The 23,731-nt window shown below is 38.2% G+C and carries 22 protein-coding genes; 15 read left to right on the top strand and 7 right to left on the bottom strand.

The features are described 5' to 3' along the window. The first annotated feature begins 24 nt into the window (after positions 1-24). The 9 genes from STRPS_RS03240 (at position 25) to STRPS_RS03200 (ending at position 9,466) form a co-directional block, all read left to right on the top strand. Positions 25-1,188, top strand: coding sequence for a galactokinase (locus STRPS_RS03240; protein WP_007895556.1), 1,164 nt, complete (start codon positions 25-27; stop codon positions 1,186-1,188). A gap of 12 nt (positions 1,189-1,200) precedes the next feature. Further along, positions 1,201-2,679 carry a UDP-glucose--hexose-1-phosphate uridylyltransferase gene (gene galT / locus STRPS_RS03235; RefSeq protein WP_007895478.1) on the top strand — a complete coding sequence of 493 codons (1,479 nt, stop codon included), beginning with the start codon at positions 1,201-1,203 and terminating at the stop codon, positions 2,677-2,679. Further along, the gene (gene galE, locus STRPS_RS03230) at positions 2,679-3,677 is read left to right on the top strand and encodes a UDP-glucose 4-epimerase GalE (RefSeq protein ID WP_007895303.1); all 999 of its coding nucleotides are present in this window, start codon (positions 2,679-2,681) and stop codon (positions 3,675-3,677) included. The genes galT and galE overlap by 1 nt, the downstream gene beginning before the upstream one ends. Positions 3,678-3,742: 65 nt before the next feature. After that, entirely contained in the window at positions 3,743-4,102 is a 360-nt protein-coding gene (locus STRPS_RS03225) for a thioredoxin domain-containing protein (protein ID WP_007895552.1), read from the top strand. 70 nt (positions 4,103-4,172) lie between these two features. Further along, positions 4,173-4,556 (top strand): preprotein translocase subunit YajC, encoded by a 384-nt coding sequence (gene yajC / locus STRPS_RS03220; RefSeq protein WP_007895322.1) that lies wholly within the window; start codon positions 4,173-4,175, stop codon positions 4,554-4,556. Positions 4,557-4,735: 179 nt separating this feature from the next. Further along, positions 4,736-5,485, top strand: coding sequence for an isoprenyl transferase (locus STRPS_RS03215; protein ID WP_007895465.1), 750 nt, complete (start codon positions 4,736-4,738; stop codon positions 5,483-5,485). 13 nt (positions 5,486-5,498) lie between these two features. Continuing rightward, the gene (locus STRPS_RS03210) at positions 5,499-6,293 is read left to right on the top strand and encodes a phosphatidate cytidylyltransferase (RefSeq protein ID WP_007895625.1); all 795 of its coding nucleotides are present in this window, start codon (positions 5,499-5,501) and stop codon (positions 6,291-6,293) included. A 36-nt stretch (positions 6,294-6,329) separates the two neighbouring features. Then, the gene (gene rseP / locus STRPS_RS03205; RefSeq protein ID WP_007895428.1) at positions 6,330-7,589 is read left to right on the top strand and encodes an RIP metalloprotease RseP; all 1,260 of its coding nucleotides are present in this window, start codon (positions 6,330-6,332) and stop codon (positions 7,587-7,589) included. Positions 7,590-7,612: 23 nt separating this feature from the next. Then, positions 7,613-9,466: a proline--tRNA ligase gene (locus STRPS_RS03200; protein WP_007895581.1), complete on the top strand. Its 1,854-nt coding sequence runs from the start codon at positions 7,613-7,615 to the stop codon at positions 9,464-9,466. A gap of 67 nt (positions 9,467-9,533) precedes the next feature. On the opposite strand, the gene STRPS_RS03195 is transcribed toward STRPS_RS03200, so the two are convergent. The 4 genes from STRPS_RS03195 to STRPS_RS03180 are packed head-to-tail and all read right to left on the bottom strand — an operon-like array spanning position 9,534 to position 12,891. Further along, positions 9,534-10,196, bottom strand: coding sequence for an ABC transporter permease (locus STRPS_RS03195; RefSeq protein WP_007895470.1), 663 nt, complete (start codon positions 10,194-10,196; stop codon positions 9,534-9,536). Continuing rightward, a complete protein-coding gene (locus tag STRPS_RS03190) occupies positions 10,189-11,115 on the bottom strand; it encodes an osmoprotectant ABC transporter substrate-binding protein (protein ID WP_007895378.1) in 927 nt (308 codons plus the stop codon). Before STRPS_RS03190 ends, STRPS_RS03195 begins: the two co-directional genes overlap by 8 nt. After that, a complete protein-coding gene (locus tag STRPS_RS03185; protein ID WP_007895438.1) occupies positions 11,112-11,750 on the bottom strand; it encodes an ABC transporter permease in 639 nt (212 codons plus the stop codon). The genes STRPS_RS03190 and STRPS_RS03185 overlap by 4 nt, the downstream gene beginning before the upstream one ends. After that, positions 11,743-12,891: a betaine/proline/choline family ABC transporter ATP-binding protein gene (locus STRPS_RS03180; RefSeq protein WP_007895355.1), complete on the bottom strand. Its 1,149-nt coding sequence runs from the start codon at positions 12,889-12,891 to the stop codon at positions 11,743-11,745. The genes STRPS_RS03185 and STRPS_RS03180 overlap by 8 nt, the downstream gene beginning before the upstream one ends. A gap of 273 nt (positions 12,892-13,164) precedes the next feature. On the opposite strand from STRPS_RS03180, the gene STRPS_RS03175 reads away from it, so the two are divergent. From STRPS_RS03175 to STRPS_RS03165, 3 genes are all read left to right on the top strand, one after another. After that, complete coding sequence (locus STRPS_RS03175; RefSeq protein ID WP_007895421.1) at positions 13,165-17,565, top strand: PolC-type DNA polymerase III; 4,401 nt, start codon at positions 13,165-13,167, stop codon at positions 17,563-17,565. Between the two features lie 95 nt (positions 17,566-17,660). Then, positions 17,661-18,086, top strand: coding sequence for a MarR family winged helix-turn-helix transcriptional regulator (locus STRPS_RS03170; RefSeq protein WP_007895407.1), 426 nt, complete (start codon positions 17,661-17,663; stop codon positions 18,084-18,086). 205 nt (positions 18,087-18,291) lie between these two features. Beyond that, positions 18,292-18,843: an NADPH-dependent FMN reductase gene (locus tag STRPS_RS03165; RefSeq protein ID WP_176602255.1), complete on the top strand. Its 552-nt coding sequence runs from the start codon at positions 18,292-18,294 to the stop codon at positions 18,841-18,843. Positions 18,844-19,026: 183 nt separating this feature from the next. Here STRPS_RS03165 and def read toward each other — a convergent pair whose 3' ends face one another. Further along, on the bottom strand, positions 19,027-19,641 hold the full coding sequence (gene def, locus STRPS_RS03160; RefSeq protein WP_007892058.1) for a peptide deformylase: 615 nt from the start codon (positions 19,639-19,641) through the stop codon (positions 19,027-19,029). A 64-nt stretch (positions 19,642-19,705) separates the two neighbouring features. After that, complete coding sequence (locus STRPS_RS03155; protein ID WP_007892055.1) at positions 19,706-20,362, bottom strand: phosphatase PAP2 family protein; 657 nt, start codon at positions 20,360-20,362, stop codon at positions 19,706-19,708. 211 nt (positions 20,363-20,573) lie between these two features. Between STRPS_RS03155 and STRPS_RS03150 the strand changes: the two genes are divergently transcribed. After that, positions 20,574-20,906 (top strand): hypothetical protein, encoded by a 333-nt coding sequence (locus STRPS_RS03150; protein WP_007892062.1) that lies wholly within the window; start codon positions 20,574-20,576, stop codon positions 20,904-20,906. 255 nt (positions 20,907-21,161) lie between these two features. On the opposite strand, the gene STRPS_RS03145 is transcribed toward STRPS_RS03150, so the two are convergent. Then, complete coding sequence (locus STRPS_RS03145; protein ID WP_007892047.1) at positions 21,162-21,827, bottom strand: Crp/Fnr family transcriptional regulator; 666 nt, start codon at positions 21,825-21,827, stop codon at positions 21,162-21,164. A gap of 93 nt (positions 21,828-21,920) precedes the next feature. Here STRPS_RS03145 and STRPS_RS03140 point away from each other — a divergent pair, with 93 nt between their 5' ends. Together STRPS_RS03140 and rpsO are read left to right on the top strand one after the other, a co-directional pair. Beyond that, positions 21,921-23,084, top strand: a complete 1,164-nt coding sequence (locus tag STRPS_RS03140) for an MFS transporter (protein WP_007892075.1) — start codon at positions 21,921-21,923, stop codon at positions 23,082-23,084. 114 nt (positions 23,085-23,198) lie between these two features. Then, complete coding sequence (gene rpsO / locus STRPS_RS03135; RefSeq protein ID WP_003083869.1) at positions 23,199-23,468, top strand: 30S ribosomal protein S15; 270 nt, start codon at positions 23,199-23,201, stop codon at positions 23,466-23,468. The last annotated feature ends 263 nt before the right edge of the window (positions 23,469-23,731 follow it).

Below are 23,731 nucleotides of genomic sequence, written 5' to 3'. Positions count from 1 at the left end.
AAAGAACAAATAAGGAGAAACAAGATGATTAAAGCGGACTTAAAAGAGCAATTTCACAGTGTTTTTGGACTAGAAGCAGAGGCGATGTTTTTCTCGCCGGGCCGGATTAATTTGATTGGGGAACATACGGATTATAATGGAGGTCATGTTTTTCCAGCAGCTATTACTCTAGGTACTTACGGAGCAGCAAGAAAGCGGGCAGATCAGACTTGTCGATTTTACTCTGAAAACTTTTCTGAATTAGGCGTAATTGCAGTTGATTTAAATAATCTGGCTTTTGATAAGAAGGATAATTGGACAAATTATGCTAAGGGTGTCATAAAATACTTAAAAGCAGCTGGTCATCGTATCGACACGGGCTTTGATCTCTACGTCAAGGGAACAATACCGAATGGATCTGGTTTGTCATCTTCGGCTTCTTTAGAGTTGCTTGTTGGTATTGTGTGTGAAACACTCTATGAGTTAGATTTAGCGAGACTAGACTTAGTAAAAATCGGCAAAGAAACTGAAAATAATTTTATTGGTGTCAATTCTGGCATAATGGATCAGTTTGCTATTGGCATGGGAGCTGATGAGAAAGCAATCTATTTGGATACCAATACTTTGGATTATGCCTTAGTACCTCTTGAATTAGGTGATTATCAAATTGTTATTATGAACACGACTAAGCGACGTGAGTTAGCTGATTCTAAGTATAACCAAAGGCGTTCGGAATGTGAAAAAGCTTTGGAGGAATTACAAAAAGGGGTGCCAATCACTTCACTTGGCGACTTAGACGATGCCCTTTTTGATCAGTATGCTTACCTAATTAAAGACGGTATTAGAATAAAACGTGCAAGGCATGCTGTTTCGGAAAATCAAAGAACACTTAAGGCCTTAGAAGCTTTGCAAGCCGGGAAACTTGACATTTTTGGTCGTCTGATGAACGCCTCTCATATTTCCTTAGAGCATGATTATGATGTAACTGGCATTGAGCTTGATACTTTAGTGCACACAGCTTGGGAACAAGAGGGTGTTTTAGGAGCAAGAATGACAGGTGCTGGTTTTGGCGGCTGTGCTATTGCAATTGTTGATAAAAAGCAAGTCGAATCCTTTAAAAAGGCAGTTGAAGAGAGATATCAAGATGTTATTGGCTATAAACCAGAGTTTTATATTGCTGAAGTAGCCCAAGGGGCTCATTTATTATAAAGTGAGACTATTATGAAACTTATTGATCAATTTGTTAATGTTATCATTGCGCAATCAGACTTTAGGGAAGAAGATACTTATTACTTAAGAAACAGAATTCTTGCCCTCGTTGGTGAAGGAAATAATGAGACGGAAACTAAAGAGAAGGATGCTGTTTTATTGAAAGAAGAGCTTTTGGATTTAGCTCAAAAAAATGGGAAAATTGGGGGATTTGTTGAGGAGAGAGATTGCCTTGGAGCTGAATTAATGAATGTCATAACTCCGGCACCTAGTCATCTAAATCAATTGTTTTGGTCTACCTACGCCAGTTGTCCAGAAAAAGCTATTTCTGATTTTTACCACCTAAGCCAGTTGAACGATTATATTAAAGTATCAGCTATCGCAAAAAATATAGCTTTTAAAACACCATCACCCTATGGTGATTTGGAAATTACTATTAATTTGTCAAAACCAGAAAAAGATCCCAAGGCAATAGCTGCCGCAAAATTGGTGAAATCCTCAAGTTACCCTTTATGCCAGTTATGCATGGAAAATGAAGGCTATCAAGGTCGACTTGATTACCCTGCACGAGCAAATCATCGTATAATTAGGCTGACACTTGGAGAAGATCCTTGGGGCTTCCAGTATTCTCCTTATGCTTATTTTAATGAACATTGTATTTTTTTAGATCAAAAGCATGTTCCAATGGTTATTTCACAAAAGACTTTTGATCAGCTATTAGAAATTGTAGCTACTTTTCCAGGCTATTTTGCAGGATCTAATGCCGATTTGCCAATTGTGGGTGGCTCTATCTTAAGCCATAATCATTATCAGGGTGGACGTCATGATTTTCCCATGGCTCTAGCTAAGGCAGAGACCCAATTTTATTTTAGAGGTTTTTTGGAAATTGAAGCAGAGCTTCTTAAGTGGCCGATGTCTGTCATTCGGCTGAGAGGAGAAAATCGAGAAAAAATGAGTCAACTAGCAGAATTGATTCGGAAAAGCTGGAGAAATTACAGTGACCAGTCAGTTGATATTATTGCTCATACAGAAGGAGTGCCTCATCATACAGTAACACCTATAGCAAGAAAGCGTCATGGAAAATTTGAACTGGATATTGTTTTAAGAGATAACCACACGACGCCTGAATATCCAGATGGGGTTTATCATCCTCATAAAGAATTACATCATATCAAGAAAGAAAATATTGGTTTAATAGAGGTTATGGGCCTAGCTATTCTTCCACCAAGATTGAAAGATGAGCTTTTAGAAGTTGAAAAATATCTGCTGGGTGAGTATAATAACATAGCAGACTACCATAAAGTGTGGGCAGATCAGATAAAAGAGCATCGAGATGTTAAAAGCTCTACTGTTCATCGGATTGTCCAGGAAGAAGTTGGTAAGGTGTTTGTTCGTGTCCTTGAAGATGCGGGAGTTTACAAACAGAATCGTGAGGGAAAATTAGCTTTCAAACGTTTTGTTGAAAGTATAGGAATAGAAGGAGAGTTATAATGGCAATTCTTGTGCTCGGAGGGGCTGGGTATATCGGCTCTCACATGGTTGATTGGTTAGTTGAACATAGTGAAGAGAAGGTTGTTGTGGTTGATAATCTTGTAACTGGTCACCGTCAAGCTATTCATCCAAAAGCCCGTTTTTATCAAGGGGATTTAGCTGATCAACCCTTTATGCGTCAGGTTTTTCAAGAAAATACAGACATTGATGCGGTTATCCATTTTGCAGCATTCTCCTTAGTCGGAGAGTCTATGACAGACCCTTTGAAATATTTTGAGAATAATACAGTTGGTATGGTCAAACTTTTAGAAGTAATGCGTGAATGTGGTCTTAAGAAAATTATTTTCTCATCAACAGCTGCAACCTACGGAATCCCAGAAGAAACCCCAATCAAGGAAACAAGCAGTCAAGTACCTATCAATCCTTATGGTGAAAGTAAATTGATGATGGAAAAAATAATGGACTGGTGTGATAAAGCCTACGGGATTCGTTTCGTAGCTTTGCGTTATTTTAATGTTGCGGGCAATAAACCAGATGGCTCTATTGGTGAAGATCATTATCCGGAAACGCATCTAATTCCACTTGTTTTACAGGTTGCTAATGGACAACGTGAGAAAATAATGATTTTTGGCGATGACTATGCAACAGCAGATGGAACAAATATCCGAGATTATGTCCATCCTTTTGATTTAGCTCAGGCTCACTGTTTAGCAGTTGATTATTTACGTTCAGGTAATCCTTCGGCGGTATTTAATCTAGGATCATCAACTGGTTTTTCAAACTTACAAATATTAGAAGTTGCACGAAAGGTAACAGGTAAGGCTATTCCTGCCGAAATTGGAGCGCGCCGACAAGGTGATCCAGATATTTTAGTTGCAGATTCAGCAAAAGCACGGGAAATCCTCGGTTGGCAACCGGCCTATGATGATATTGAAAAAATTATTGAAACCGCTTGGGCCTGGCATTCCAGTCATCCCAATGGTTATGAAGAGAAGTAAGGAGTCTGACTGTTGAGACAGTCTCCTTTTTATTAAAAGTAGAAGAGGTAACATTAGGAGAATGTATGGATTATCAAGAAGCGATTAGTCACTTTACTGAGGTTACTATTCATCAAGTCGTAGATACTATTAATCAAAAGGAAAAAATGATTCTTTACCTTGGACGAGAGACTTGCCCCTATTGTCGTCTTTTTGCGCCTAAATTAGCAGAAGTCAGTCAAGATGGAGGATACCAGGTATCTTACTTGCCTAGCGATAGTCTAGTTGGCTTAGTTGCTATTCAAGATTTTCGGGCAAGAAATCAGATTACTACTGTTCCTGCCTTGCTAGTGGCTAGTGCCCAAAGGAGTGAAGTTGTCTGTGATTCCAGCTTAAGCCTAGATGCGATCCGATCTTTTATTGAAAAAGGTAATCGTAAAAAATGATTCATTCCTTGCTATATAGGCCTATTTTTGATATAGTTAATCATGACTTTTATATAAAGAAGGAGTAACTATGGGATTTTCAACGATAATTATGTTTGTTGTCTTTATTGGCTTGATCTTTTTCATGCAACGCCAACAAAAGAAACAAGCTCAGGAACGCCAAAATCAAATGAATGCCTTACAAAAAGGTGATGAAGTGGTGACAATTGGAGGCATGTATGCCATGGTTGATGAAGTGGATCAAGATGCTAAAAAAATCACTTTAGACGTGGACGGTATTTATTTACCGTTTGAATTATCAGCGATTAAGCGTGTTGTCACAAAATCAGATGCAGGGGTAGAAACAACTATTGCTAATGAAGAAGTTGTTACATCAGAAGCGTCAGAAAATGACCTGCCAGTTGTTGAAGAGACAGCTATCCAAAAGCAAGAAGAACCTGCTATTAAAGAATAAGATGTTATCACAGAAGTGTGATAAAGTTGTTATTTTTGATTAGTATTCTAAAAGAGCACCTAAACATAGCTATTTTTGGCTGTTAGGGCTCTTTTTTTCTGGAATTAGGCGTTAAAAGCTAAGTCAATTGCATTTATTTATGGTAGAATAAAGTAAGTACGCTTAAATAAGGAAATGACATGTTACGCTTAAAATTAAAATCAAAAGAAGTTAAACTCGAAAAAATTCCTAAGCATATTGGGATTATCATGGACGGCAATGGCCGCTGGGCGAAGAAACGCTTAAAACCACGTGTGTTTGGTCATAAAGCTGGTATGGATGCTCTCCAAGAAGTCACTCTGACGGCATCAAAATATGGAGTGAAAGTCTTAACGGTCTATGCCTTTTCGACTGAGAATTGGGCACGTCCCCAAGATGAAGTCAAATTTATTATGAATTTACCCGTTGAATTTTTTGACAAATATGTGCCAGAACTCAATAAAAACAATGTGCGCATTCAGATGATTGGGGAAACACATCGTTTACCAGCAGAAACCTTAAATGCCCTTAAGAGAGCTATCGAGACAACTCGAAAGAACTCAGGCTTGGTTCTTAATTTTGCCTTGAATTATGGAGGTCGTGCAGAAATTACAAGTGCTGTTCGAATGATTGCTCAAGATGTTCTTGATGCCAACTTAAACCCAGGTGATATCACTGAAGAATTGATTGCCAACTACCTTATGACTGACCATCTTCCTTACTTATATAGAAACCCTGACTTGATTATCAGAACAAGTGGTGAGCTGCGCTTAAGTAATTTTTTACCTTGGCAATCAGCTTATAGTGAATTTTATTTCACTTCCGTTTTATGGCCTGATTTCAAGAGAGCTGAGTTCATCAAAGCATTGGAAGAGTATAGTCGTCGTCAGCGCCGTTTTGGTAAGGTTTAGAGGAGAAGTAATTATGAGACAACGTATTATCTGGGGCGGGATTGCTGCAGCTGTTTTTTTACCATTTTTGATTGTTGGAAGACTACCTTTTCAACTGTTCGTTGCTATTTTAGCAATGATTGCAGTATCAGAATTGCTTCGTATGAAACAGTTAGAGGTTTTTTCATTTGAAGGTATCTTAGCGATGTTGGCGGCATTTGTTTTGACTGTGCCTATGGATCATTATCTAACCTTTTTACCGATTGATGCTAGTTTTGCTTGCTTTGGTCTCATCGTTTTCTTCTTTTTAGCGGGAACGGTTATCAATAGCAACCATTATTCTTTTGAAGATGCAGCTTTTCCAATTGCAACTAGCCTGTATGTTGGAATCGGATTCCAAAATTTAGTGAATGCAAGAATATCGGGGATTGATAAGGTCTTGCTAGCCTTATTTATTGTCTGGGCGACGGATATGGGCGCTTATTTTATCGGTCGTAAATTTGGCCGTCGCAAATTGTTAGCTAAAGTCTCACCAAATAAAACCATTGAAGGAAGTTTAGGCGGAGTTGCCTCAGCTGTAGCTGTTTCTGTTATCTTTATGATTATTGACCGTGCTGTATATGCACCATTTCATTTCTTAACAATGTTAGTTTTTGTCATTTTCTTTTCTATTTTTGCGCAATTTGGCGACCTTGTTGAAAGCTCTATTAAAAGACATTTTGGTGTCAAAGATTCTGGAAAATTAATTCCAGGCCATGGTGGGATTTTGGATCGTTTTGATTCAATCATCTTTGTCTTCCCAATCATGCACCTTTTTGGCCTCTTTTAGTCAAGAAGGCAATATGTTTAAAGTGAAAGGAAAACTATGCTAGGATTATTAACCTTCATTATCATTTTTGGCATAATTGTAGTTGTCCATGAATTTGGGCATTTCTATTTTGCAAAAAAATCTGGGATTCTCGTTAGAGAATTTGCCATAGGGATGGGACCTAAACTTTTTTATCATACAGATAAAGAAGGAACCCTCTACACAGTTAGATTGTTACCTCTTGGGGGCTATGTTCGCATGGCAGGTTGGGGTGATGATAAGACTGAAATTAAAACCGGAACTCCCGCTAGTTTGACATTAAATTCATCAGGTCAAGTCACTCGTATTAATCTATCGCAGAGTAAACTGGACCCGACCAGTCTACCTATGAATGTGACCGCCTATGATTTGGAAAAAGAATTAACCATTACCGGCTTAGTTATTGATGAAACCAAAACATATCCTGTTCATCACGATGCCACAATTGTTGAAGAAGATGGTACAGAAATCAGAATTGCTCCACTTGATGTCCAGTATCAAAATGCAAGTGTTTGGGGCCGACTCATTACTAACTTTGCTGGTCCTATGAATAACTTCATTTTAGGAATCTTGGTTTTTGTCTTGCTGGCATTTGTCCAAGGCGGAGCTTATGATTACAACAGTAACCACATTAGAGTAGCTAAAGATAGTGCTGCAGCGCAAGCAGGAATAAAAAATAATGACCAAATCCTCAAGGTTGGTTCTTATCAAGTCTCTAACTGGCAAGAGTTGACAACTGCCATTCATAAAACGACTGAGGGAATCAAACCGGGTCAGTCTATTGCAGTGACACTTAAGTCAAAGGGTGTTCAGAAGCTTATTAAAGTGAAACCACAAAAGGTTAAAAATACCTACGTTATTGGTGCCCAAGTAGCTTTGAAAACGAGTTTGAAAGATAAGATCCTGGGTGGTTTCCAGATGGCTCTGAGAGGAGCAACAATTATTATCATTGCTCTAAAAAATCTTATTCTAAGTTTTAGTTTAGATAAACTTGGTGGTCCAGTTGCTATGTACCAGATGTCTAATGAGGCTGCTCAGAACGGACTGGAATCAGTACTGTCCTTGATGGGTATGCTATCTATAAACTTGGGCATTTTTAACCTTATTCCGATTCCAGCGCTAGATGGTGGTAAAATTCTCATGAATATCGTTGAAGCTATTCGTCGTAAACCACTGAAACAAGAAACAGAAACCTATATTACAGTGGCAGGAGTAGCTCTTATGTTGGTATTAATGATAGCTGTAACCTGGAATGATATTATGCGCACTTTTTTCTAAGCTAAGAGGAGAAAAAAAGAACAATGAAACAATCTAAAATGTTAATTCCAACCTTGCGCGAGATGCCAAGCGATGCTCAGGTCATTAGTCATGCCTTGATGCTACGTGCTGGCTATGTTCGTCAAGTATCTGCTGGAATATATGCTTATTTACCCCTTGCTAATCGGACGATTGAGAAGTTAAAAGGGATTATGCGTCAAGAGTTTGATAAGATTGGAGCTGTAGAAATGTTGGCACCAGCCTTATTGACAGCAGATCTATGGCGTGAATCAGGTCGATATGAGACCTATGGTGAGGACCTTTATAAATTAAAAAATCGAGAATCATCCGACTTCATTCTAGGTCCAACTCACGAAGAGACGTTCACAACCTTGATTCGTGATGCCGTTAAATCTTATAAGCAACTTCCTCTTAACCTTTATCAAATTCAAGCTAAATACCGTGATGAAAAACGTCCCCGCAATGGCTTGTTAAGAACCCGTGAGTTTATCATGAAAGATGGTTATAGTTTCCACCAAAATGATGAAGATTTGGATATTACTTATGAAGATTACCGTAAAGCCTATGAAGCAATTTTCACTAGATCTGGCCTTGAATTTAAGGGTATTATTGGCGATGGTGGTGCTATGGGTGGTAAAGATTCACAAGAATTTATGGCAATCACACCTGATAGAACTGATTTAAATCGTTGGTTAATCCTGGATAAATCTATTCCTAGCCTAGAGTCTATTCCAGAAGATGTGCTGGAAGAAATAAAAGCAGAACTAAGTGCCTGGATGGTCTCTGGGGAAGATACAATAGCTTACTCTAGTGAATCAAGCTACGCGGCCAATTTGGAAATGGCTAGCAATGCTTATAATCCTAGCACAAAAGTTGAAGCTCAAGCTGATCTAGAAGAAATAGCTACCCCAGATTGTAAAACAATTGATCAAGTTGCCGCCTTTTTAAATTGTGGACCGGAAACAACTATCAAAACCTTACTCTTTATGGCAGATGGAAAACCGTTGGTTGCTTTATTAGTAGGTAATGATCATGTTAATGATGTTAAACTAAAAAATTACCTTGGCGTTGACTTTTTAGAAGCAGCCACCGAAGAAGAAGCTCAATCGGTATTTGGTGCTTCTTTTGGGTCACTGGGACCTGTTAACCTGCCGAGTGACATTCGTATAGTTGCAGATCGAAATGTTCAAGACCTAGCTAACGCAGTGACAGGAGCCAATAAGGATGGCTACCATTTACTGGGTGTTAATCCTGAACGTGATTTTCATGCTGAATATGTTGATATCCGAGAAGTTAAAGAAGGAGAGATATCGCCGGACGGCCATGGAGTCCTTCGCTTTGCCCGTGGTATTGAGATTGGTCACATCTTTAAACTTGGTACCCGTTACTCTAATAGTCTAGGAGCTACCATTCTTGATGAAAACGGCCGAGCAGTTCCAATTGTTATGGGATGCTATGGTATTGGCGTTAGTCGAATCTTATCAGCTGTTATTGAACAACATGCAAGATTATTTGTTAACAAAACACCAAAAGGCGACTATCGTTTTGCATGGGGTATTAATTTCCCAGAAGAATTAGCACCTTTTGATGTTCACCTTATTACCGTTAACACCAAAGATCAAGAGGCCCAAGACCTAACGAGCAAAGTTGAAAAAGACTTAACAGCTAAAGGCTATGAGGTTCTGACAGATGATCGTAACGAGCGGGTTGGTTCAAAATTCTCTGATAGTGATCTTATTGGCTTACCGATTCGTATCACAGTTGGTAAGAAGGCTGCTGAAGGTATCGTGGAAATTAAAATTAAGGCAAGTGGTGATAGTATTGAAGTGCATGCTGATAATATTATTGAGACGCTTGACATTTTAACTAAAAAATAGAAATGAAAAAGGCCAATCACTAGAGGATTGCCCTTTTTTATGTAGATTGGTTTATGGCGATTTATTCTCAGGAATGAGAGTTCCCTTTGGGTTCTAACATCCGTTGCAGTGCACCAAGGATAATATCAGAAAAGATTGCCATAAGAGCCGTTGGTAGTGAACCAGCAAGAATTATGGCTCCGCCGTTTGTTGCATTTGTACCTCGTACAATGATATCACCTAAACCACCTCCGCCTACAAAGGCGCCAATGGCTGTAATACCAATCGCAACGACCAAGGCATTTCGGATTCCTGCCATGATAACAGAAAGTGAGAGGGGTAACTCTACCATGAAGAGACGTTGGCTTTTAGTCATTCCCATTCCTTTTGCGACATCAACTAAGTCATTGCTGACATTTTTAATGCCGGTATAGGTATTGCTAATGATTGGCAAGAGAGAATAAAGAAAAACGGTAGCAATAACAGTCTTTGTCCCCAGGCCCAAACCAAGCATTAATATCGAAATCATAGCGAGGGAAGGAATGGTTTGTAAGACGTTAGCAATCCCCATGACAAATTGGCGTAAATGTGCTTTACGAGCAATAATAATTCCTAGAGGAACACCAAGTAGAGCTGCCAAGAAGACACCATATGCAGAAATCAAAAAATGTCTGAGAAATTGAGCCATAATGTAGGAACCATTATGGTTAAAGTAATAGACAAGTTGATCCCAGGTATTCATGTCACTCATTCATGTCACCTCCTTTGAAATAGTGATGGCTTTTTAGAAATTCTTTGGCAACAACTGCAGGTTCTAGGAGCTTATCATCTACTTTATAGTTCAATGTCTGCATGGTTTCCAAGCTAATTTGCCCATCAAGTCGATGGAGTACCTTCTTTAATTTAGGATATTTTTTTAGGAGGGAATTGCTGACTACCATTGAACATTCGTAGGGAGGGAAAAATTGTTTATCATCTTTAAGAATCTTTAAATCATAACTTTTAATCCGACCATCAGTTGAATAGCCTAAAACTGCCTGCATTTTATTGCTTGAAACAGCATCATATACCAGTCCAATTTGCATGGGATACAGATTGTCGAAGGTGAAGCCATAAGTTTTTGAAAAGTCAGGGTAACCATCCCCTTTACGGTTCATCCAAGTACTATCAATCCCGACTTTGGCGCTTGCTTTGATGTTTTGCATGTCAGAAATGGTTTCAAGGTGATTTTGCTTAGCATAATCACTGGTAACCATAAATGCATAGGTATCTGAAAAGCCATAAGTTGGGAACCATGTTTGGTTAAAGCGTTTTGTAAATTCTTTCTTGACGATTTTGGCAGCTTTCTGGGGATCTTTGACTGCCTCCATCCTCAAAGAACCTGTAATATCTGTCCCGGTATAGCGAGTTGCAGATATATCAGCATCACCCCGTAATTGTGCTTGGTGTGTGACGTTTGAAGAACCCAAATTAGGGACAATTACTGTCTGATAGCCTAGTTCATGATTAACTAATTCAGCGATGATATTAGCCATGATACTAGACTCAGTTGTACTTTGTGCAGCGATTTTAATGGTTTCACTTTGTTTTTTAAAGAAGTGATGATAGGCAAAAAAACAAGCACTAAATGTAAGAAGAATTGAAAGGCTAATATAGAGTTTCTTTTTCATGCTGTCACCTCTCTTCTTTGTTTAGGGATTAATTTCCTTTCAAGCAAGCCTAGGAGAAAATCTGCTAGTAAAGATAAAAGAATGACTGGGATTGTCCCACCGATGATTAATTCTGGTTGGAAGAGATTTAAGCCGCTAAAAATCAAATCTCCAAGGCCACCTGCTCCAATGTAAGATGCCAAGGTCGCCCAAGCAATCACATAAATGGCAGATAACCTTACGCCCGCCATTATCACAGGCATAGCTAAAGGTAATTCAACTAAGAAAATGGACTGTATGGGTAACATCCCCATCCCTTGCGCGCTATCTTTTAAATTAGGATCGACATTGTTTAGGCCAACATAGGTATTTCTGAGAATTGGTAAGAGTGAGTAGATGAAGAGTGCGACAATAGCAGGAGTTTTCCCTACACCAAAAAGTGGAATCATCATGGCTAAGAGTGCCAAACTTGGAATAGTTTGGAGCATGCTGGTTAGGGCAATAATGATTTTAGCTAATCTTGGAAAGCGTGTTAGTACAGTCCCTAGAGGCACTGCCAGAAGGATACCAAAGAGTAAGGCAAGGGCAGAAATATAGGTTTGTTCCCAAGTTTTAAACAGTAAACGCTCACCATACTGTGTTAAAAAATCAGTCATTTGCTTCCTCCTTATCCTCTCCGCCCCAGATAAAGTTATAGAGGATATCAACTAAAGATGAACGTGTAATAACGCCTTTAAGTTTGTTGTTTTTATCGACTACTGGTGCATACTTAAGGCCACGTTTAAAAATACGCTGAGCGGTATCTCGAAGAAGGGCATCCTCTTGGACAGAAAAAGTAATTTGTGTCATTAAATCAGAGACTAATAGGTCTTTTTGGTAACGATTGCTGAGAGATTCTAAGTCAATCAAGCCAATCAGACTGTCATCTTCTGTAACTAAGAGCGAGTCAACCCTTTTTTGACGCATTAATGAAATTGCTTCAGATAAGGTTTTTTCTGCCGTGATAGAAACAGGATTAGGCAACATGATGGATTTAACAGGCGTAATATTGGACTGAGCACGCATCAGCCGTTCTTCACCAATCATTTTTTCGACAAATTCGGTAGCTGGTTTTTGAAGTAAGGCAGTTGGTGATGCTTCTTGGACCATCTTGCCATTATCCATGACAACGATTTTTGTTGCTAGTTTGAGGGCTTCATCCATATCGTGAGTGACGAGAATAATGGTTTTACCCATTTTTTCTTGGAGAGTTTTAACCAGGTCTTGAATCCCTTCACGTGTAATTGGATCCAAGGCTCCAAAAGGCTCATCCATTAAAATAATATCTTGATCAGCAGCCAAGGCACGAATAACCCCAATCCGTTGTTGTTGGCCACCAGATAGTTCAGAAGGATAGCGATCTAAAAAGTCTTCTGGAAGCTCAACAATTTTAAGTAATTCTTTAGCTTTGGCCATTTTGTCTTCTTCTGACCATTTTAGAAGCTTGGGTACAAGAGTGATATTTTCGTAGATGGTCATATGTGGCATAAGTCCAATACTCTGGATAACATAGCCAATTTTACGTCGTAATTGGACTGGATTAAATTCTGAGATATCTTTCCCCTTAAAAAGAATTTTGCCATTACTAGGCTTTAGCATACGGTTAATCATCCGCATTAGGGTTGTTTTGCCAGAGCCACTAGTTCCAATAAAACAGATAAAGTCGCCGGGCATGATTTTTAAATTAATCTTATCAACGGCTATTTTATCGCCATAGATCTTATTAACATTTTGATATTCAATAATTGGTGTTTCCATTCTTATCTCCGTCTTCACATTATAAATTTATGAAATAGCATGAACAATTATATTATACTATTATTTTTGGATAAAATCAGAGTTTGAGCAATAGTAGATAGACTATCTTTGTCTATTTTTTTGAAATATAGTCCTTTTGTCTATAAATGACAGAAAATAAATTCACGGAAATAGTCCTCAAGGAGCTGGGTTCAAACTTGTTGAAAGGTAATTAAGAGTCGAAATTTTCTCTGTTTTGTGTTAGAATAGGCCTAAGAAATTCAGGAGAAAACTATGTCAGATTTATTCGTTAAATTAATGGAACAAATAGAAATGCCACTTGAAATGCGTACTTCAAGTGCTTTTTCGACTGCTGACATTATTGAAGTTAATGTTCATTCAGTTTCGAGACTTTGGGAGTTTCATTTTTCATTTGAACACATTTTACCTATTGACAGTTATCGAGAACTAGACTACCGCTTAACTAAGACCTTCAAAGAAGCTGATATTAAGGCCTTATTTGATATTAAGGTAAAGCAGATTGATTATTCAGAGCCTGTCTTACAAGCCTATTATCAGGAAGCTTTTGAATATGCACCCTGTAATGGAGCTTCCTTCAAATCTAGCTTTGCTAAGCTAAACGTTTCCTACCAAGATGGTAAGCTGATTATTCATGCTCCCCGTTTTGTTAATAATGATCATTTTAGGCAAAATCATATCCCAAACCTTGCTAAACAAATGGCAGCCTTTGGCTTTGGCCAATTGACTATTGAAATGGTTACTAACCAAGAGATGACTCAAGAGATGACTCATTCTTTTGTGTCCAATCGCCAAGCACTCTTAGAAAAGGCAGTCCAAGATAATTTAGAAGCGCAAAGGTCATTAGAAGCCATGCAGCCACCTGCTGATGAGGTTACTAGCGCTAAACCAAGTTTTGACTATAAAGAAAGAGTTGCTCAAAGGCAGGCAGGTTTTGAAAAAGCTGAAATCACACCAATGGTTGAGGTCGAAACAGAGGAAAACCGGATTGTCTTTGAAGGTATGGTTTTTGATGTGGATCGCAAAACAACCCGTACGGGGCGTCACATCATCAATTTTAAAATGACTGACTATACCTCTAGTTTTGCTATGCAAAAATGGGCGAAAGATGATGATGAGCTCCGTAAATTTGATATGATTGCTAAGGGGGCTTGGTTACGTGTTCAGGGTAATATTGAAAATAATCAATTTACCAAAAGTCTAACCATGAATGTACAACAAATAAAAGAAATTGTACATCATAGCCGGAAGGACTTAATGCCAGAAGGGCAAAAACGTGTGGAATTACATGCTCACACCAACATGTCAACCATGGATGCCTTACCGACTGTTGAAAGTCTCATTGATACAGCTGCTAAATGGGGACACAAGGCCGTTGCAATCACAGATCATGCTAATGTGCAGTCTTTTCCACATGGCTATCATCGTGCTCGAAAAGCGGGCATCAAGGCAATCTTTGGTCTAGAAGCTAATATCGTTGAAGACAAAGTTCCTATTGCCTATGATCCTGTCGATATGGATTTGCATGAAGCAACCTACGTGGTTTTTGACGTCGAGACTACTGGTTTATCAGCAATAAACAATGATTTGATTCAGATCGCGGCATCAAAGATGTATAAAGGCAATATTATTGAACAATTTGATGAATTTATTAATCCGGGTCACCCTTTATCCACCTTTACAACGGAATTAACAGGGATTACTGATAATCACTTAATCGGAGCAAAACCTATCCTAAAAGTCTTAGAAGCCTTTCAAGATTTTTGTCAGAACACCATTTTGGTTGCACATAATGCTAGTTTTGATGTCGGTTTTATGAACGCTAATTATGAACGTCATCAGCTCCCTTTAATTAACCAACCTGTTATTGACACCTTAGAATTTGCCCGTAATTTATATCCTGAGTATAAGCGACATGGTTTGGGGCCACTGACCAAGAGGTTCCAAGTTTCCTTGGATCATCACCATATGGCTAACTATGATGCGGAAGCCACTGGACGTTTATTGTTTATTTTCTTGAAAGAAGCTCGCGAAAAACATGGACTCACTAATTTATTGGATCTTAACACTAAACTTGTGGCGGAAGATTCTTATAAAAAGGCACGGGTCAAACATGCGACTATCTACGTTCAAAATCAAATAGGTTTGAAAAATATTTTCAAATTAGTTAGTCTATCAAATGTTAAGTACTTTGAAGGAGTTCCGCGGATTCCTAGGACTGTTTTAGATCAGTACCGTGAAGGACTCCTTCTAGGGACAGGTTGTTCTGAAGGAGAAGTTTTTGATGCGGTGCTCACAAAAGGGGTGGAAGCTGCTGCTGAGTTAGCAAACTATTATGATTTTATTGAAATCATGCCACCGGCCCTCTATAACCCTTTAATTGCGCGTGAATTAATTAAGGACCAAGAGGGAGTTCAGAAAATCATTTTTGATTTAATTGAGGTCGGTAAAAGGCTGAATAAACCAGTTCTTGCTACGGGTAATGTTCATTACATTGAACCTGAAGAAGCTATCTACCGTGAAATCATTGTTCGCTCACTCGGTCAAGGTGCTATGATTAATAGACCAATTGGCCGTGGAGAAGGCGCTCAACCAGCTCCACTGCCTGAGGCTCATTTCAGAACAACCAATGAAATGCTAGACGACTTTGCCTTTTTAGGAAAAGAACTAGCTTATCAAGTAGTTGTTCAAAATACCCAAGACTTTGCCGATCGTATAGAAGAAGTTGAAGTGGTTAAAGGAGATCTTTACACGCCTTTTATTGACAAAGCTGAAGAAACAGTTGCTGAGTTGACCTATCAAAAAGCTTTCGAAATTTATGGTAATCCTTTACCAGATATTATTGATTTACGAATTGAAAAAGAGTTGACTTCCATATTAGGGAATGGTTTTGCGGTGATTTACTTAGCCTCTCAAATGCTGGTAAATCGCTCGAATGAGCGGGGATACTTGGTAGGTTCACGTGGATCTGTTGGATCAAGTTTTGTTGCCACCATGATTGGTATAACGGAAGTTAACCCAATGCCGCCGCATTATGTTTGTCCTCATTGTCAGCACTCAGAATTCATCACGGACGGTTCTGTCGGATCTGGTTATGATTTGCCTAATAAGAATTGTCCAGAATGTGGAGCAAGTTATCAAAAGGATGGACAAGATATTCCCTTTGAAACCTTTCTTGGCTTTGATGGCGATAAGGTACCGGATATTGATTTGAACTTCTCTGGAGATGATCAACCCAATGCCCATTTAGATGTGCGTGATATTTTTGGAGCTGAGTATGCATTTAGAGCAGGAACTGTTGGTACAGTTGCAGAAAAAACAGCTTACGGTTTTGTCAAAGGTTATGAACGGGATTTTGGAAAAATGTACAGAGATGCTGAAGTTGATCGTCTTGCAGCTGGTGCAGCTGGTGTGAAACGAACAACTGGGCAACATCCGGGGGGGATTGTTGTTATTCCTAACTACATGGACGTCTATGATTTTACCCCAGTCCAATTTCCAGCAGAAGATGTTACAGCTTCATGGCAAACAACCCATTTTAACTTCCATGATATTGATGAGAATGTTTTAAAGCTTGATATTCTAGGTCATGATGATCCCACAATGATTCGGAAGTTGCAAGACTTGTCGGGCATTGACCCTAAATCAATCCCAGTCGACGATCCGGGTGTTATGGCGCTCTTTTCAGGGACAGAGATTTTAGGGGTTACACCGGAACAAATTGGGACACCAACGGGCATGTTGGGGATCCCTGAATTTGGTACCAATTTCGTTCGTGGCATGGTTAATGAAACACATCCAACGACTTTTGCTGAGCTCCTCCAATTATCTGGTCTGTCACATGGAACAGATGTTTGGTTGGGTAATGCACAAGATCTTATTAAAGAAGGTATTGCAACCCTAAAAACAGTTATTGGCTGTCGGGATGATATTATGGTTTACCTTATGCACGCTGGTTTAGAGCCTAAGATGGCCTTTACCATTATGGAAAGGGTTCGAAAAGGACTCTGGTTGAAAATCTCAGAAGATGAGCGCAATTCTTATATTGAAGCGATGCGTAAGAATCATGTTCCAGATTGGTATATTGAATCTTGTGGAAAGATTAAATACATGTTCCCTAAAGCGCATGCTGCTGCCTATGTCTTGATGGCTCTGCGAGTTGCTTATTTTAAAGTGCACCACCCAATCATGTATTACTGTGCTTATTTTTCCATTCGAGCAAAAGCTTTTGAATTAAAAACGATGAGCGGTGGCTTAACGGCTGTTAAGGCACGGATGGAAGATATAGCCCTTAAAAAGAAAACTAACGAGGCTTCTAATGTTGAGAATGATTTATACACAACATTGGAGATTGTCAACGAGATGCTAGAGCGTGGCTTTAAATTTGGAAAATTAGATCTTTACAAGAGTGATGCGATAGAGTTTCAAATTGAAGGTGATACTTTAATACCTCCTTTTGTAGCCTTAGAAGGCTTAGGCGAGAATGTTGCTAGACAAATCGTCCGTGCCAGAAAAGAGGGAGAATTTCTTTCAAAAATGGAGCTCAGAAAACGTGGCGGAGCTTCACAAAGCTTGGTCGAAAAAATGGACGATATGGGGATCTTAGGCAACCTTCCTGAAGATAATCAATTAAGTCTTTTTGATGACTTCTTTTAAAAGCAATGTTATTAGCTAGTTGGCCAACCTCAAACGAATTGATTGCTTTTATTACTAATTAGTTATAAAATAAACCCATAAAGAAAGGAGGCAAAATGGGAACATTTAAAAATTCAGCAGTTAAATCCATGGTCGTTATGCGTAAGGCTTTTCGAACCATCGATGCGAAAGTATCTGAAAGTTATAAGGATCATGAACTGACCCCGACTCAATTTGCTGTTCTTGATGTTTTGTATGCCAAAGGCGACTTGAAAATTGGGGAACTAATCAATAGTATGTTAGCAACTTCAGGTAATATGACAGTCGTTATTAATAATATGGAAAAAAAGGGATGGGTCCAACGCATCATGTGTCCCAATGATAAACGGTCTTTCATTGTTAGTTTGACAGATGATGGCAAAGCAGTGATTGAAAAAGCACTCCCAGAACACATTGGTAAAGTTGAAGAAATATTCTCTGTCTTGACAGAGGCAGAGCAAAAAGAATTAATTAGACTTTTGAAAAAATTTAAAAATACATGAGCCTAATGACTAAGTAACAATCCTTCTAGAGAAATCATTGGAAAGCAGTGGTTTCTTTTTTTAAATTTTTAAGCCAAGTCTCTTGACTTTACTAATTAGTAATAATATAATTACTACATAGTATTAATAAATCACTATTTAGTGAAAAGGAGACGGTATGTCTGTTATTGCTAAACTAAAAAGTATGTTTAAAGGAGAAAAGGAAATGAAAAATATTCTATTTATTGATGGCTCACTACGCAAAGGGTCATTTAACCATCAATTAGCACTTGAAGCAGAAAAAACTTTGGCTGGTAAAGCTCAGGTATCTTATTTAGATTGGGCCCAAGTTCCTGTTTTTAGTCAAGACCTTGAAGCTCATGCTCCAGAAGCAGTAGTTAAAGTTCGTGAAGCTATTCAAGCAGCAGATGCTATTTGGATTTTCTCACCTGTTTATAATTTCTCAATTCCAGGCTCAGTGAAAAATTTACTAGACTGGGCATCACGCGCACTTGACTTGTCAGATCCAGCTGGTCCATCAGCAATTGGTGGTAAAGTTATTACCGTCTCTTCAGTAGCTAATGGTGGACATGATCAATTGTTTGCTATTTATAATGATTTGATTCCATTTATTCGTACAACAGTGGCAGGCGAATTTACTAAAACAACTGTCAATCCAGAAGCATGGGGAACTGGCGTTCTTGAGATTTCAGAGGAAACAAAAGCTAGCCTTGTAAGCCAAGCAGAAGCTCTGTTAGCAGCAGTTTCTAATGATTAAACTACAAAACTGATCAAAAAAAGAGTCTGGGACAAAAAGATATTAATTTTTGAGATTCCCTGCCATTAATTTTCCAATTGATAAATGAAACCCAAAAAGCGAACAAAACTCATTTTCTGATACTCAGAATACTGTCTTGTTCGCTTTTTATATTTGAGCTTAGACTTTTGTCCCAGCCTCTTTTTATTTGATAATGAGCATGCCCTCATTGATAGCGAAAGGATCAGCCTCATTGATGCGGTCATAGAACATAATACCATTAATGTGATCAATTTCATGTTGAACAACGATAGCATTATAACCTTTCAATTTAATGCGCTGTTTCTCACCATCTTTGTTATAGTAATCAACTGTAACACGAGAATGGCGAACCACATAGCCTTCAATTAAACGATCCACTGATAGGCAACCTTCACCTTCTGCTAGAGCAGCATCTTGAACGGAATGTGCTACAATCTTAGGATTATACATCACTTCTTGAAGACTATAGGCTTCTTTTGGAGGGTTGCCTTCACTATCTTCCATATTAGGAACTAGAACAGCAATAACCCGTTTTGAAATATCTAACTGTGGGGCAGCTAAGCCAACGCCACCACGTAAATCTAACTTTTCTGCCATCACAGGATCTTGAGAATGCTTCAAAAATTGCATCATCTTTTCGCCTAGAATGATGTCTTCATCACTTAAGGGAAGCGCAACTTCTTGGGCTTTTTGTCTAAGAGTTGGGTTACCTTCACGGATGATATCAGCCATTGTAATCATGTGACTAGCTTTTATTATTTTATCTTGTGCAGACATTATTACTCCTTTATTTATTCATGGAATAACTATATCACAAAATAAGTTATTTATAAAGCTGAGCTCACGACTTCTTCTGCGATAGGACACTTTGTCCTTGATTGCTGGTAATTTCGTCGGCACTATTATCCAAAGCAAAGGTTTTAATGAAAAAATAGGAGGCCATGGCTAGGCTTATTGAGGCGAGGATATCGGTTGGGTAGTGATCTCTGAGGTAAATGCGGGAAACTAACAATAAGAAGGTCCAGATGCTAGCCATATATTTGATTAAGGTTGAGAAGATATCTTTGCGATGACTTAGGAAGCTAAATAGAATTAAAAGCAGAAGAATCATGCAAATACTATGGCCACTGGGAAAGCTCAGACCAGTATCAGAAAAGAGTTGAAAGCTTGGCCGTTGTCGGTGGATAATAAGTTTTAGTAAGAGTGCTAGGCCGCTTGTGCTAAAGTAAAAACTGAATAGGATAAGTGTTTTTCTACCTTTATGGCGATTTAAAATAAAAAGAACTACAGCAAGAGTGGTCACAATCAGAGGACTACCGATACTAGTAATGTAGATCATGATAGTAGTTAGCCAGGGACTGTATGTTAATGCCACAAGATTAAAGAGGGCATTATCTAAATAATGAATAACTGAAGCATTGGTCAAAACCCCAATAGTTAGGAATAGAAAGCTTATCACAAATAGGGCAGTAGCAAAAAATGAGTGTTTCTTGAACATACAAGTCTCCTTTAATAAGGCTAAGCATACCCTAGAAAACTTAAATAATTCAAAAACACATTAAATATGATGACTCATAAGGCTGTAAAAGAAAATCATTAGGATTAAGCTCGGGCCTTGTCTTATTGACAAGGCTTTCAAAGAAGGTTATAATGGGCTTGCTTTAGCCCTAATTGAATTGAAGTATCTTTCTTTAGAAAGTGTGAATCGTATGAAAACCATTTTAATCATCTTATTCTGGTCTTGTTTGGCCTTTGCCGTGTACTCTGCTATTGATGCTAAGTTATGGGTCACAAAGGCACTTGGCTACAACTACCTGATCCGATTTGTTGGTGTAACTAAGGGAATTGATTTGAAGGAAAGTCCTAAAGTCATGAAAAAAATTAAGATTGTTAATGCATCAAGGAATCAGATGACCTATTCTGTGCAATCTAGAATTAATGATCATGCCTTGAAGGAACTGATTATGGCTGAATTTGATTTAAGGAAAGATCAAGTTATTATCCAATCTGAGCAACTTTCAGGGGTACTAGGAGTAGCTTAGGAATTGCTTTAGAAATTTGTCCGGTTTTTAACAGACAAGTTAATAAAAGTAGCTGACCGATCTCTTTTTTTTACAAAAAGGTATTGTTTCTAGAAAAGAGATTAGCTATAATAAACTATCTCCAAACAATATCATCCTTGACTGAGAGAGAGAGGATAATAAGACAAAGGAAAAGAGCCTCTTGTGAGCTCTTTTTTGCGTTGACCAATACTACCTAGTTAATGGGTGAAAATGTCTAAAACTGATTCCATATCTTTAATCTAAATCTGCTAAATCCTCTAAGGCTTCTTTGGAGTGGATATGATAATATTTAAAGGAAACTTTTTCTATGATTTTGGCTTCTAAAAGCTGAGCAATGACACGATGTAGATGGCGGTAGCTAGTGCTAAAAGAATCAGCTAGTAGGGTCAAATCAAGCGTGAAATAACCCTCTTTTTGATTCTCTAGAATATGCTTTGCAAGTCTTTCTTTGACAGTGTAATTTAAGTTTTGGGTGCTCTTGATGTTTTGTTTGTAAAAATTTTTAGCTAATTCTTGGCTGATTTGATACAGGAACTCAGGGTTAGCTAATAACTTTTTTTTAGTAATGTGCTTTAGTTGAATCAGGTAGGTCTCTTCAAGAGCAATGACAGAAGTAACAGCTTTTTGGTTAGTCAATAATTCTATGTCACCTATCAAACAAGGTCTAGCATGGGTTTCTAAGATATGTTCCTTGCCATTAGACAAACGTCTGACAATTTTAATGTTGCCAGCAAGGGCATAACCAATAAAGGTCAAGGTCTGACCTTGTTGGCAGATAATGTCATTTTTTTGAAAAAGAACCAGTTGTAGTTCAGGCCAGAAAACCTCAGGAAAAAACTCTTCTAAGTGATATTTTTTAAGTAGTTCTTTTAATAATTTTTTATTTGTAATCGTCTTCATATTGGATTTATGACCTAGGTCCTATTTTTATTTCTTGCTATTGATTATACTGAAGATAAGATAAATTAACAAGAAAAAGGACGGTTTTCCTATTTGAAATCTTTTTTAGAAAAAATGAGCTTATTAAGTCTCTCTGTGATGATGATTTCGCCATTTTCTGTTGCGCCAGCCTTGCCTCAAATGCTTTCATTCTATGAAAAACAGGGCTATATAGAATCAAATGTGAGTATCCTATTTTCGCTTTCTTCTTTTTCAATTTTAGCTGTCTTATTAGCTAATCCCCTTTTGAGGAAGGTATTAAATGAAAAACAAACAGTTATTTTAGGGCTTTTGCTGATTGCTTTAGGTGGAGGCAGTCCAATGTTGACACAGTCTTATGCAATTGTTTTCATCTCACGTCTATTACTCGGGTTGGGAATAGGCTTAATCAATGCCAAGGCTATTAATATCATTAGTGAACGGTATACAGGTAAAGAAAAAATTAAACTATTGGGCTTTAGAAGCTCAGTAGAGGTTTTAGGAGCAGCTGTTTTCACCTTTTTAGCAGGTTTTTTAATCAGCTTTGGCTGGTCTAAGGCTTTTGCCATTTACTTCTTTGCTCTCATTATCCTAGGCTTATATCTCTTGTTTGTCCCTAAAATTCCGGAGGTTACCAAAGTAGAAAAACAGATAGCTAATCAGCGTTTAAATTCCAAACAATTATTGATGATTGTTGGAATGGCTATTTATGCTGGCTTTGTTATTGTTGTTAATACTTCTATAACCTTACGGATACCACTTGTCATTGCCCACAATAGCCTTGGCTCAGCGGGTTTAGCTAGTTTAATCCTTAGTTTGATGATGCTCATGGGTATCTTTTCAGGCCTTAGTTTCAGTGGGCTTCTTGCTCGATTCAAGGATTCCTTAATGGCAATAGTGGCCATTGCACTAGGTATTGGCATGTTGATTTTATGGGTAGCTAACAGTTTATTCCTAGTTGCCCTTGGAGCCCTGCTGACAGGATTTGTTTATAGTGTCGGTGTGACCTATGTTTTCCATCATATTTCGGAGAAGATACCTTCACATCAGCTAACAAATGCGACTACTTTAGTGTTATTAGGCTGTAATATAGGTGGTGGTGGTGCGGCTTTAATATTACAAGTGTTTTCATACTTATCTAGCTCACTTGTTTTTCCTTATTTGATCTATGCATTGCTGAGTTTAGCCTTAGGCCTTTTGTTGCTTTTAAAAAGTAGAAGAAAAATTGGACAACCTTGACCTCAAAAAATGAATCTGTTAGAATAGAGAAGTCGAAAGACAAAACCAACTTTTTCTTGGTTTTAGGAGCGCCAATCCTAAGACTCGGATTAAGCAAAAAAAGGAGAAAATATTATGGCAATCTCAAAAGAGAAAAAAAATGAAATCATCGCTCAATATGCACGTCATGAAGGCGATACTGGTTCAGTTGAAGTTCAAGTAGCAGTTCTTACTTGGGAAATCAACCACCTTAACGGACACATCAAAGAACATAAAAAAGACCACGCTACATACCGTGGTTTGATGAAAAAAATTGGACACCGTCGTAACTTATTAGCTTACTTACGTCGTACAGACGTTAACCGTTACCGCGAGCTTATCCAATCTCTTGGTTTACGTCGTTAATTTCAAGTTTAAGATCTCTCCAGACGACCTTAGTCAGCCTGAAGATCATTTTACTTGTGGAAAAACATCTCAGAAATGGGATGTTTTTTATGTTATCACTAATTTTTAGCATTTTTTGTTCCTATCGCAGCTAAAAATAAGTTGGCGGATTTCATTGTAGGAGGGAACTTCATCCCTTATTATCCTAGATAATTTAAAGGGTCAAGTTGATCTGCCAAAGAGTTGTCAGCGAGGCTCATTTTCTTGCTTACAATTTTAGCGCC

Source organism: Streptococcus pseudoporcinus LQ 940-04 (genome assembly GCF_000188035.1).
Taxonomy (GTDB): domain Bacteria; phylum Bacillota; class Bacilli; order Lactobacillales; family Streptococcaceae; genus Streptococcus; species Streptococcus pseudoporcinus.
Note: the sequence above shows the minus strand (reverse complement) of the source record. Positions and strands in the feature narration are given on the sequence as shown.